Origin of the sequence: Sporolactobacillus sp. KGMB 08714, from assembly GCF_036598985.1 — a bacterium.
Taxonomy (GTDB): domain Bacteria; phylum Bacillota; class Bacilli; order Bacillales; family Sporolactobacillaceae; genus Sporolactobacillus.
This window is the reverse complement of the sequence record NZ_JAUUBW010000015.1, coordinates 66493-79519: the sequence shown is the minus strand read 5'-3', so window position 1 is coordinate 79519 and position 13027 is coordinate 66493. Positions and strand designations below refer to the sequence as shown.

The 13027-nt window shown below is 45.6% G+C and carries 10 protein-coding genes; 4 read left to right on the top strand and 6 right to left on the bottom strand.

Annotated features, from left to right (window positions below):
• Positions 1 to 83 precede the first annotated feature (83 nt).
• The 4 genes from Q6A92_RS08765 (at position 84) to Q6A92_RS08750 (ending at position 4631) form a co-directional block, all read left to right on the top strand.
• A complete protein-coding gene (locus tag Q6A92_RS08765; protein ID WP_332237765.1) occupies positions 84 to 344 on the top strand; it encodes a hypothetical protein in 261 nt (86 codons plus the stop codon).
• Between the two features lie 290 nt (positions 345 to 634).
• On the top strand, positions 635 to 2089 hold the full coding sequence (locus Q6A92_RS08760; protein WP_332237763.1) for an MFS transporter: 1455 nt from the start codon (positions 635 to 637) through the stop codon (positions 2087 to 2089).
• A 515-nt stretch (positions 2090 to 2604) separates the two neighbouring features.
• Positions 2605 to 2991 (top strand): hypothetical protein, encoded by a 387-nt coding sequence (locus Q6A92_RS08755; RefSeq protein ID WP_332237762.1) that lies wholly within the window; start codon positions 2605 to 2607, stop codon positions 2989 to 2991.
• Between the two features lie 779 nt (positions 2992 to 3770).
• A complete protein-coding gene (locus tag Q6A92_RS08750; protein ID WP_332237760.1) occupies positions 3771 to 4631 on the top strand; it encodes a metallophosphoesterase family protein in 861 nt (286 codons plus the stop codon).
• A 468-nt stretch (positions 4632 to 5099) separates the two neighbouring features.
• Here Q6A92_RS08750 and Q6A92_RS08745 read toward each other — a convergent pair whose 3' ends face one another.
• From Q6A92_RS08745 to Q6A92_RS08720, 6 genes are all read right to left on the bottom strand, one after another.
• Positions 5100 to 5996, bottom strand: a complete 897-nt coding sequence (locus tag Q6A92_RS08745; protein WP_274397939.1) for a LysR family transcriptional regulator — start codon at positions 5994 to 5996, stop codon at positions 5100 to 5102.
• Between the two features lie 244 nt (positions 5997 to 6240).
• A complete protein-coding gene (locus Q6A92_RS08740; protein ID WP_274397938.1) occupies positions 6241 to 7392 on the bottom strand; it encodes a 2-hydroxyacyl-CoA dehydratase subunit D in 1152 nt (383 codons plus the stop codon).
• Positions 7393 to 7414: 22 nt separating this feature from the next.
• A complete protein-coding gene (locus Q6A92_RS08735; RefSeq protein ID WP_274397937.1) occupies positions 7415 to 8620 on the bottom strand; it encodes a 2-hydroxyacyl-CoA dehydratase subunit D in 1206 nt (401 codons plus the stop codon).
• Positions 8621 to 8641: 21 nt separating this feature from the next.
• Entirely contained in the window at positions 8642 to 9463 is an 822-nt protein-coding gene (locus tag Q6A92_RS08730; RefSeq protein WP_332237768.1) for an acyl-CoA dehydratase activase, read from the bottom strand.
• A gap of 120 nt (positions 9464 to 9583) precedes the next feature.
• Complete coding sequence (locus Q6A92_RS08725; protein WP_332237759.1) at positions 9584 to 10822, bottom strand: CaiB/BaiF CoA transferase family protein; 1239 nt, start codon at positions 10820 to 10822, stop codon at positions 9584 to 9586.
• An 807-nt stretch (positions 10823 to 11629) separates the two neighbouring features.
• Positions 11630 to 12550: a LysR family transcriptional regulator gene (locus Q6A92_RS08720; protein WP_332237758.1), complete on the bottom strand. Its 921-nt coding sequence runs from the start codon at positions 12548 to 12550 to the stop codon at positions 11630 to 11632.
• Positions 12551 to 13027: the final 477 nt, after the last annotated feature.

Sequence of the window (13027 nt, the reverse complement as noted above, 5' to 3'; positions counted from 1 at the left end):
AGAACCGGAGAGAAATTTTTTTACAAATTTTCTCTCCGGTTCTTGAGTTTTAACAGGGCTTTTGAGACAGCCTCTTCCTTGCTTTGGCAGGCGGCGCATTAATCAGTCTGGCGCTTTTATTTTTTACGTTAAGGACACATACGGCTCAGCAAGCTGCCGAACTCTCGGGCATGGGGCAGTCCGGCGGTTATTTGCTGGCAGCGCTGGGACCGGTTTTCTTAGGGTTTCTGCATGATTTGACAGGCGGCTGGCTGGTTCCGGAAATCATTTTAATTTTTCTCTCCCTTATTATGCTTGTCGCCGGAAGCCGGGCGGGAAAAAATAAATACGTCGAATCGCATTGAAAAAAGGGCGGGTTCTCATCTTTTGCTGAGCGGTTCCGTGGCGATTCTATCATTTTTTCCATGTTTCCCGGCGTATGTTCGGATGATCGCCTTGGCAACTTTTTAAATTTCTTAATAAGTCACCGGTCATAGTAGAAGCCGGCTTCAGGGAAATCGTCTTAAAGACGAAATAAAAAATGGCGGTTTTAACGTTTCGGGGAGCCCTAAAAGGGATAAACTAGCAGCACTGCAAATCGAATGACCTGACGTTAAAACGATCATTGACCGGTTGAAGAGAGGAAGGATCACAGGTGGATAAGGGCATCAGACGCTGGCTGATCATGGCGGTCTTTATTGCGACGTTCATGACTTCAGTTGAAATAACGATTGTGACCACGGCGCTGCCTGCTATTATCAGCTCCTTGCATGGACTAGCCTACCAAAGCTGGATTATGAGCGCCTATTTGCTGACCACGGCGATTACGACGCCGATTTACGGTAAATTGGCAGATGCGATGGGCAGAAAGCGGATTTTCCTATGGGGAGTGTTGCTATTTATTTTAGGCTCCGGCTTATGCGGCTTTTCCCCCTCTATTTTATTATTGATTTTATCGCGGGCACTGCAAGGAATCGGTGCCGGGGCCGTCATGCCGCTGACCTTTACGATTATTGCCGACAGCTACAGCTTTGATGAACGGCCGCGAGTGATGGCGTTCAACAATACCGCCTGGGGGATCTCGGCGCTGGTTGGCCCGCTGATCGGCGGCTTTCTTGTGCAGTATCTGAACTGGCATTGGGTGTTTTTTGTCAATGTACCTTTGGGCATCATCGTGTTTTTCCTCACCCTGGTCGGTTACCGCGAATCGGCCGGAAACCGCCGGAATTTAAAAATCGACCGGGCCGGCATCGTCTGGCTGGCCACCGGACTGATCAGCCTGCTTCTGGCCGTTCAGCTATTGGACAGTTCTCAGAAACGTTTGTTATGGATCTCGGCCGGCCTGCTCCTTGCCGCGGCTGGTGCCTGCGGGCTGCTGGTCCGTCGGGAAAGACACTTCAGCGATCCGTTAATTGCGCCGTCCCTGTTTGCCCGTCCGACCTTTACCGTACAAATCATCACGGCGCTATTGCTGAGCGGCATTTTAATCGGCTATCAGATTTATTTTCCGATCTGGCTGCAATCGCTCTATCGCTTGCCGGCGACGATTGCCGGCCTGGTAGTAACATCCAGTTCAGTCATGTGGCTCCTGATGTCATTTGCCGTCGGTCCGCTCATTACCCGCTTTGCCCCTAAAAAAATTACACTTTGCGTGGTGACCCTCCAGATGCTGGCTTATCTGCCGCTGATCTTTGCCGGGCGCCAATTTCCATCATGGGCGTTTTATGTCATTGCTGCCATTTCCGGATCCGGCATGGGAATAGTGATTAGTATGAACACCATTTTATGCCAGCATCTGGTGGGGAAAAATCAGATCGGCAGTGCGACTTCATTATTGACGTTAGGACGGACGCTGGGTCAGACGATCATGACCGGAATCTTTGGCGCCCTGTTTAATTTCAGTATCCGTTCGCAATTGCAGGGCATCCCGTTCAGCTGGGTCAATAACGTCATCAGTTCAAAAAACGGGGACTCGTACGTGGCCCACCGCAGTTTTATTGACGGTATCATTTTAAATTCTCTGCACATGATTTTCTTATCTGCCATCCTGCTGTTCCTTGTGGTGCTGATCGTTAATTGGCGCGATCCGAATAATAAAATCGTGAAATGACTATCCCGCCGGCCGCAGTACTTGTAAATTTCTTTATACCGGCGGTCCGCAGTCAGGATGGCAATGAGCGGCGCGCCGTCTATCAGATGGTGCTGCTTAGAAATGTTAAATGATGCTGCTGTTTTTTGAACGATTGCCCGATGTACATAGGATTCATCCTCCTTTTTCAAATTCGTTTTACTATTGCATGCTTATAAATCTATTTCATTTTAACCGGAACTTATAAGTGTCGGCGAACAGATCGCCGGTTATCTTAAATTTTCGGGATGCCGGAGCCGTAAAACCGCATCGGTTTTTCCTTTAGCTTTTCCTTTAAATGGAAGCCGCTTCGCTCCAATTCTTCCAAAATAAATATATAATTGAACTGTATTAAAAAATAGATGGCAGGAATGAAAGGGATAGCTTTCTTGTCACTGTTCATGACTGCGGTACCGATGAGAGCCGGATTTTAATTTCCCCATTGATGACAGTGTAAATTGATTTTCATCAAATGATATAGGACAGGACGTGATTGGATGTATGATCCTAGCGGTACGACAAGTATCAGTCAAATGAGCCCACAGGAAAAAGCTTTATTCGCCGCCTATGCTCAGCTGACGGTTGGTAACCGGGCTCAAGCTGAAATTGATGGGCTTCCCGTAAATAATTCAGGCGATCAGTTGACATTTACAGATTTTGAAAGAGATATGAATGATCATAAAGTTATTGATCAGAAACTGGCAAGAAATGTTTCGAGCCAAGTACAAAACGAATTGACACGCGATCAGACGATGACGGGCAATCCGTTCTATGGAACGATACTTAATCTTGTACAGAAAGCCTATCAGCTTGGTCTTGTTGACCAGAACAATCAGCTTGTTTCAAGAAGTCAGGTTCTGTCGGATTATCAAAATTCAGTATGACTTTACTTTAATGAAGGAGATAGAGCAGTTCTTTGCGCAAGCGTTGGGCCGGCTCTTTTTTATCGGCAGTTAACGATGAAGAAGGGCAGGACCGCAGCCAAGTATCCGGATTATCTTCTTGACAGAGAAAAATAGCTATAATACAATAGTCTTTACCGACGGTCATAAGGATTCATTCTCCGTGGTACATAATTAATACCCTTGATCAAGCACTCGGGAATAGCCATAAAGGGGCATTCCCGGGTGTTTTATATTTTATGGGCAAGGCCGGGATAGGTATAGGAAACTTGAAAGATTGAGGCCGTCAATCGTAAAACATATCCTATTGATTGCACTTTAAAGAAGCATCGGCCTCCTGTAACAAATGATCGAAGGCGAAGAATCCGCACCATTTTTTTGACGAAGGGCTGCTGCGGAGAATAGAGGGGCGTATTATCAAAAGGGGATAAGAATAACGAACTAATGAAAGGAGGATTCGGATCGCTTGGAAAAGCCGGCAGAAGCGTCCCGCCCGGAAGGAGCAGGACGATCGATGGCGGCGACATCAGCCGTATTCATGGGAGCAGATAAATGCCCTCTTTCTCAGCTGCGTCGCGTAGGTCCGAAAATCGATCAGCAAAGAGATCGCCGCTTTCAAATTTTCTTCAGCTGATTGTATTGCATCATTTTTACCGTTCCGGTGTTTTCAATGAAGCATACCCTCTTAAAATGGTTGACAAATGGCAGACCTTTTCGATTATACTGGGATTGATAAGTCTGAAATGATAAAGGTGAAAAGTTTGTTACATAAAATCGCATTGCTGGCCGATGTTCATGGGAATACAACGGCATTGGAAGCAGTTGTCGCAGATGCATTTCGCGAAGGGGCTACCGAATACTGGTTTCTGGGGGATTTAATCATTCCCGGACCGGGATCGGCCAATTTATTGGCCATCCTGAAGAAATTAAAGGTATCGGTTTTTGTCAGGGGAAACTGGGAAGATTGTTTTCTTGACGCGCTGAACGGCCACATCGATCTTAATGACCCGACGGATGTCTATATTGCAAGGCAGGCTCAGTATCAATACGAACATTTAAGCAGTTCCGAAATCGCGTTTATGGAGGGGTTGCCTTTATATCTCACTAAGCAAATTAATGGGATGAAAATGGGTATCTCACACCATCTGCCCGATAGAAACTGCGGCGGTGACCTTGCAACGGATCAGGATCAGCAAAATTTCGATCGCCTTTTTAGTAAAGATCCTTCTGATCTTGCTGTTTATGCACATATTCATCATCCGATCATGAGGTACAGCAGCGCAGATCAGCTCATCATCAATCCCGGTTCTATCGGACAGCCTTTTTCTAATTGGACGGGGCACCGTCCCGATCTGCGGCCGGAGTATGCCATTATCGAGATCGACGAAACCGGTCTGCTGCAAACGCTATTTAAACGGGTAAGCTATGATCGGAACAAAGAAATTCAGGAAGCAAAGAGACAGCATCTTCCTTATTTTGAGCTCTATCAGGAACTCTTGATGACCGGTCGCATCCATACGCATGATAAACAGCGGCTCGCAGAGATCAATCGTCGCTATGGTTACAAGAAAGAAGTCATCGAGTTTTTAAAAAAGGCGCCGTTTAACACGAGGAAGCGCTAAGAATAGGCTTTTCTGTTGTTATGGCGTGCGTACTGGATCAATAGGGCAAGCTGCTGCTTTCCAGCCTGGTAACGGGCCTGGCGATCGGTTCAGCCCGGCGCATGCCGGGTGCTATGAGTCAGCTTGACGGGGCCGCCTGACCGCCGGGGACATCCCTCAGCCGGTTTCTAAAAACGTTCAGGGAAAATCGTGACCGATGGCCTTGGAGATAGCGGGCCATCTGAGCCAGGGATTGATCAGGATCCCTCATACTTGTATATCGTGTGCCGTTCTGTGCCAAGATAAAAATATTCCCCCCATGAGCGATACCCCTGTCTTTGGCTGTGCGGCAGCGCCATGGTGCAGGAATCATTCGCAGTTTTTATCTTTCTTCGTCGTTGCAAGTCACGTTCAATCTCTGATAGCAAATGTCCCCCTTGAATGTTCCGATTGGTTATCTCTTTTGCCGGTTTGCATCGTTTCTCCGGTTCAGTTTATGAGCCGATGCCTGCAGCTGAGAACAAAACGCTCAAAATTTTTGACGACAGGTTTTTCTTTCGGGTCATTCGGCAAAACCATCATCAGTGTTCTTTTGATTTTCGGAGTCAAACGAATGATTTGTATATTTTCCCACTTTATATGGGTAACCTCTACTAAAGGAATCATTGCGATTCCTGCTCCTTCTGCAACAAGTCCGAGTGTTGTATCCAGTCTGTGGGCGCTGAATTGGCTGAATTTAGGAGTAAATCCGGCTTTTGCGCAGGCTTCAATGGTTTCTTGCTGTAAGCTGGTAAAAGGAATAAACGTTTCATCTGCCGTTTCTTTTAAATGGATCGTTTTTTGTTCAGCCAGTGTGTGGCCGGAACGGGTAACGATGACGAATTCATCATCAATCAACGGACAGGATTTGAGCTTTACGCCTTTTGGCTTCATTTGATCATACAAGGTCAGTATCGCCGTATCAATTTCCTCTTCATAAAGCATTGGGTATAAATCAAAATATTCCGCTTCGCGAATTTCCAATGAAACGTTAGGATACTTCTCGATAAAACACTGAATAAGAGAGGTTATTCCATATTCATTCAAAACGGGGATGGTTCCGATAACAAGATGGCCGGTCGTTCCATCGACAAACTTTTTCATTTGTTTATTTATTTCAGCCACTTCATTCAGAATGTATTGTCCGCCCTCGACAAACTTTACACCTGCCCACGTCAGGCAGACGCTCCGTGTCGTGCGTATGAACAATTTAACTCCCAGTTCCTCTTCAATTCGTTTAATTTGACGCGAAAGCGTGGTTGGGGTAATGTGCAGCATGGAAGATGCTTTATGAAAACTTTTTACCTTGGCGACCATTAAAACACACTTGATTTGGCTAAGTTCCATTGATTTCACTCTTTTCAGTCATTCTTGATCCGTCGCGTACAAGTAAATACGCTTACAAAAAATTTTTAAAAAATCTTCTCGATATTCATTAGTGTAAATCATGTTGCTTCATAAAGAGATATAAAACGGATCAGTGTCAAACAAAGTACAATATTTGAAGAGATGCTTTCCGTTTAATCAAAAAAACGTTGTGCCCTGAAGACACAGCGTTATAATTTTAGAAACATGAGTTTTACTGCTTTTATCAGATAACGCTTTGACCCATCTCCAGAGTCTCCTTAAAAGCCTGTATACGGGTGCGGGCTTGTTCGGCATCCGCTTGCTGCTGATCGATTTCCAGGTAAAGCGTCGGAATATGCCGGGCTTCAAATTGTTCTTTCAATATCGGATAGTCGAATTCTTCTTCACAGCAGAATTTAAAGAGCGCGAAAATGATCCCGTCTGCTTTATTCTCTTTCACGAGATCGAGAACCATCTGTCCTCTTTTCTTTTCCGGATCGTAGGCAACGGACAGGCCTTCAATATTAGCGAACATTAGTGCAAGACGATGTATGGCATCCCTTCCCACCGCCGGGACATCCGTTGCGAACTGAATCGTTTCCTGGGCCAGATTATCACCGACAACAGACAGATTATTTTCTTCCAGGATTTGGAGAACGGAATCCGGTTCCGCCATAATTCCGGTTATGACCACTCTTTTACCTTTGAATTCAAATTTATCTGTTTCCTTCAGTCCGGCGATCAGGTCCTTAACAAGCTGTGCGTGTTTCGCCTTATCCATGAAGTAGGCGCTTTTGATGACTTTATGGCGAACAAGCGGGGTGACAATGTCCAAATGGTCATTTGCCGCCAGAACGAATTCGCGCATTGTTTGACGCCAGTCATTATAAACATCGATAGCCCCGGCGATCGCCTGATCCGTAATTTCATGTCCGGCGATTTGTTCCAGTTTTGTTTTCATTTTCTGATACTCTGTTTCCAGGAATCGGATTCCGGCTTCGATTTTACGATTAGCCGGAGGAACAATCTGAATAACCGGGAGGCTGGAGGCAACCATCATATCCTGACCGACACACTTCAACTGATCACACATGGAAGGAACAACAATGCCGGAAAGATTTTTATAGGTTCCGTTCATGTCGAATTCCATACACGCCATCAGCAGCGAGCAGGTAAAAGCGGGCAGATAATTTTTTGCATCGTTAATTTCCGTTTCTCCTCCCCAGCATCCGACCGGCAGCATACCGCCTGCGTAGATAATTTCTTCAGGAACAATTTCCGGAAGCCATCCGATCGCCTTCTTGCCTGTTTGATCAATAGAATCTTTCACTGCTTTTCCCGGATGATCGGCTGCTTCCGTTAATTGAAAAATAATACTGTTAACGACTTGGCTCATCTTTCTTTTCCCCCTCTGCGATTTAATTGGCCTTTTTGCTTTCCATGATTTCAGTCAGGCCCTGAATTCTTGTTTCAAATTGAGCTTTGGCAAAGTTGCGCGGATCCGATTGATCGCCGTCGAATCTTGCATAGGGAACACCCGTTTTCTTTTCCACTCTTCTGCCCAGTTCATACTGAAGAAAATCCATGATCTTGCAGCTTCTGTTCATATGATAGACGGCTCCGGCGCAGTTGAATTTCTTAATGACCTCGGCCCGGTCGTCGACCAGTCGATCAAGGTTAATGTTATTGAGCAGCGCACTGTATGCGCGGGCCATGCCGTCGAGATCGCCTGATTCATACTGAATGGCCCACGTATCCAGGTATGCACTGCCGACCATGTTAATTCCCTGGCTGATAAAATATTTCAGTTTGTAGCCCAGGTAATTCCAGCAGGGGATGCCGTCATACATGATTCGATGCTTTTCCTCTCCGCGGAAAGTGGTTGTTCCGTTTTTGAGGTTTTCCTTAAGTTCTTTAATCAGCTGTTCAAAGCAATCCACCGTTTCCTGTTTTCCGCGGGCACATACGATGATGGCCATATAGTTGAAAAGATCGAATCCGCCCAGCGGAGAGGGATTGTTTTGGGCGAGTGCCATGACTTCTTTCCACAGATCCCCGGCGTGCGAAGAAATATCCATTACTTTTTTGAATTTTGTTTCGTCGAATTTCTGTCCGGTGATTTTCTCCAGCTGATGAATGGCCTCTTCAAATTGGCCTTTGATGTAATCCACTGCTTCCTGGCTTACTTCGTACCCGGCATTATAAGGAGTATCGATCATAATCAGCGGAACGTTGTAATGAGCAGCCAGATTTTCATACCATTTCTTAACGGTGTTGCACAGATTGGTGCAGCAGAGAACGAAGTCCGGCGCGGGCATATTAACGCCGTCAATCGTTTCTTTATACATATAGCCAAGATTAACCCGTGCATAGGAACACAAATCGTTGGAGTATCCTTTCCCTTCGGCTTCCTGGCAGAGATCGAGCGAGCCGTGCCGGGCCGATACCGCCGCCGCATGGTTTTCGGGATAGACGATATCCAATCCGAAGGCTTCCGGAATTTCCTGAGGGAAGATGGACGTTGCCCATCCGACAAGCTTTCCGTTTTTCTTCGCCTCCAGAGCTCTTTCATAGCCGTCGTTGACTATTTTATTGCACATTTGCATTGATAAAGATTTTGGCATTCTCAACGTCCTTCTTTCTTTTTATGAATTGATTTCTTCAAGACTTGTAATCATGACTCCTTCAGGAAGCCTTTTCCCCGTATCCTGCTCCCAGGCATAGATTGCCGCTCCGATCGCCCCCATCAGCTGGGCATAAGGAGAGACTTTTATCGGAATGCCGCCAATCGCTTTCTCCATAAAACGGACCAGGTTCGAATTTCTGGCTACGCCTCCGGTCATTGTGACCTCTCTTTCGATGCCGATCCTTTTTGCCAGGCTGGACACTCGCTTGGAGATTGAACGATCGACGCCTGCGGCGATATCCTCAGGTTTCTTGCCGTCGGAGAGATGGGAAATGACTTCCGACTCGGCGAATACGGTGCAAGTGCTGCTGATGCTGACACTATTCTGCGATTGGTCGGCTAATTTAGATAATTCGGAAACGTCGACTTCCAGAACACGGGCCATGGCATCAAGAAAACGACCGGTTCCGGCGGCGCATTTGTCATTCATTGCAAAATCCATTAATTGCCCCTTACTGTCCAGCTTTAAAGCTTTGGCATCCTGTCCGCCGATATCAATGATGATCCGGACGTCGGGATAGATGTAATGCGCCCCTTTCGCATGGCAGCTTAACTCGCTGATTTGCTGATCCGCCTGATCGAAACGGAGCCTCCCGTAGCCGGTAACAACCGTTCTTGTTATATCTGTTTCTTTGAAATCCGATTGCTTAAATAGGCTTTCCAATGTCCGCTGCGGTCCCCGCGTGCCTGTGCCGGCAGCCACAATGCTGCTGGCGACGATCGAAGTGCCATCCTGCAAAATAACGCCCTTGGATGTCGTTGAGCCAATATCCATACCCATCGTGTACACGTTGCAACACATCCTTACCATTGTTGAAATTTCGGCTGTTGTCTTTTTAAATCCCGGAATCCATTCGTTCAGCCTTTAAACGTTAAGCTGCTGCCGGGAGGCAACCGATAATCAGACTTTTAAGCGCTGCATTCCGCCTATAGACTTCTCCAGCTTTAATTGTGTAATTTCCTCTTCCGAATAGCCGAGATCCTTCATGACTGCATCCGTATCGGCACCCAGTCTCGGAGCCGGTTTCAATTCAGGAAGCCCCATATCCTGAAATTTAATCGGCGAGTTGACCAGCACGCCCGTATGGCCGTTTTCATAATGGATTTCCCGAAGAATATCGTTTTCCCATGCCTGCGGATCATTCAGAATGTCGTCCCAGGACTGAATCTTTTCAAAAGCCAGATCGGCAGCGCGGAATCGAGTATTCCAATCATTGAAATCTTTTTTGGCAATTTCGTCCTGAATGATGGCGGTCATTTCCTGTGCATGTGCCGATGCATGCGTAACGTTGTCGAATTTTTCATTGGCAATGAGGTCTTCCCGCCCGATCGCTTTGCAGAACGGTACAAGGTAGCGATTGTATTCCTGAATACATATCTCCAGCCAGATTCCGTCTTTACACTTATAGGAATTAATCAAAGGGCTCGAAGGTGCTGTCCGGGTCATCGGCCATTTATCCTTGTCACTCAGATACTTGGTTGCCGCGACCATCAGATCCGAATCATAGACACCGGTATGGTAAAGGCTGACTGTTATGCGCTCCCCCATGCCTGTTTTTGCTTTTTTGTAAAGAGCTGCGCAAATGCCGGCAGTCAGGAACAGTCCGGCCTGGTTATCGCCAAAACCGACGGCCGGATTAATCGGCGAGGAACCCTTCTCCATTAACGGCCCCATGACGCCGCCTCTTGCAAAATAAGCGGTATAGTCGAAACCTGCTTTGTCGCGGTCTTTTCCATTCTCGCCGTATCCGAGAATATGACCGCAAATCAGGCCCGGAAATTTCTGTTTCAGAGTTTCATAATCCAGACCCTCTTTTTTTAATGAGGCACTGCGCACATTTGTAACAAAAACATCCGATTTTTCAAGAATTTTATAGAGTGCTTCTTTTCCCTTCGGGGTTTTAATATTGATGCAAATGCTTTTTTTATTGGCGTTATTCGTTTCGAACAGCGGGTTTTCCTCTTCCTCGGTGGGCGTTTTATAATTCTGGCCAAAGACGCGCCCGGCATCGCCTTTCAAAGATTCAATTTTAATGACGTCTGCGCCCCATTCTGCTAGGGTTCGCGCACAGCTGGGAGCGGCAACAAAGGTCGATAATTCGGCAACCTTGACGCCGTCCAGAATCTTTTTCGTATCCAAGTTTTACATCCTCTCTTTTTTTGTCCTTTCCATTTCGCTTCACAAATTTATAAAGGCAGGTGAATACAATAGGCATCGATTTTTGCGTCCATTCTTTTAAAAATAGTTAAATCTTTCACAATCATGCCGTCACAACTTTTGAAACGCCTGTCAAAGTCCCTCTGACGCTTCCGTTCGCCCGGGAAAAATCGGGATCATCTTCGGAATCGGTATCGGCTCGATGTCATCGTCTCCTTCCTTTTAAGCGCCTTCAATTTTCAGAAAAAGCGCTCCTTTCTGTATCCGCTGATCCGGTCAAACGCTGCTGCAGAACCTTCAGGGTATCGGAAAACCGTAAGTTACTTCGTTGTTTTACGGCCGTTTCCGTGATACCTCTTACTGTTATGCATCATAGCACCGGCAATAATCGGGAGCAATTTGGAATTATACAATCAATCATTGTTTATCGTAAGATCGTAAGATATTAATAAATAATTAATAAATGGCGATTTGATTTTTATGATCCGTTTATCATGCTGTGCCGAAAAATTTTTAGGAAGATGACATTTTATCTCCCTGTCTATAGGGGATGCAGCTGCAGATCAATGGCCATGGGTCAATACCGGCCGGGAGCATAGTCTGTTTGTCTATGAGCCTGCCCGTCCGCTTCAAAAAGTGGCAAAATGCCGAAACGGTTGAATACGGAGAAAATCTGTATATTCTGGATAGCAGTCGTCAAATGCACGATCATATTGGTAAAAGAAAAAAACGCCGATCCTCAATGATCGGTGATTTAAACTCATTTTCGATTTTTCCTATAGCTCTTTCTTAATTGTATTCGTCAAAATGCAAATTCAGATGACATTGAGCCATAAACTGTTCAAAATTTTCGACAATCGGATTTATTTTGGCTATACCGCTGCGAAGAAAAACAAGATAAAGTGTTCGGCTGATTTTGGGGGACAATCGATGAATTGAGATATTCTTCCATTTAGTATGTGTGACCTTTTTCAGCGGGACGATGGCTACTCCTCCATTTGCTGCGACCAGACCCAAAGCGGTATCGAAATTATGGGTTCTACAGGAGGATACAGGCATAAAACCGGACCGCCGACAAGCATCCACTGTCACGCGGAACAAACTCGATGAAGGAGAAAATGAAATGAACGGTTCTTTTGCCGTCTCTTTGAGCTTTATGATTCCGCGGTTAGCAAATCGGTGCTTTTTGCTTGTCACCAGCACAAGTTCATCCTCTGCAAGCGGATAAGATTTCAGCTTTATTTTTTTCGGTTTTTCAGGGTCGGCAGCTGTTGAAATAAGCACATCGATTTTTCCGCTGTAGAGAAGAGGATACAAATCAAAACATTCCGCTTCGTAAAATTCAAGGGAGATATGCGGATATCTCTCAGTGAATAATTTGATGAAATGGAGCAATCCCGACTCTTTCATTACCGGCACACAGCCAATGACCAGGTGACCGATTGTTCCGCTGGCGTAGTTGTTCATGATATCGTTCATTTTCGAAAGTTCGGCGAATATTTTCTGAGCCCGCTTGATAAACTCATTTCCTGCTTCGGACGGCCAAATATCGTGAGTTGAACGGACAAACAATTTAACACCCAGTTCATCTTCCGCTTTTTTGATTTGCTGAGAGAGAGACGGAGGAGTGACACACAATTCTTCCGCGGCCTTGCTGACGCTGTGGTGTTTCGCCACTGTCAGGACGCACTTCATTTGGTAAAAATCCAAATTTCCGTCCTCCTTTATAAGAATCTGAAAAAATATTTTAGCAACTTATCTGCATAATTCATTGCATATTTTATCACATAACAAATTATATTTATGGCTCCTATTGTGACAAAACGCGGATTCATGATTTTGCCGGGCGGCTTTTTTGATTTTATATTTTCTTTCAAATTTAACTTTTTACCCGTTGGTTCCTGTTCAAACCGGAATCTTAGAAATCAATTTTTGGCACGTATCTACGTCTCGTCGGCAGATACACTCATAATTAATGCCTTTGATCAAACATTTGGAAGAGCTGTAAAGGGGGCATTTCCGGTTATTTAATATTTTTGAGATGCAGAAAATACGAGGATGCAGCACATTTTATTCAATTTCCCTATTATTGGAGATTGCCTGGAAAGGAGAGGATCGGGATTAGCCGACAAAAACAGCATTCTTATTTTAAAAATCAAACCCTACCAAGTCATCGAGGTTCAATAT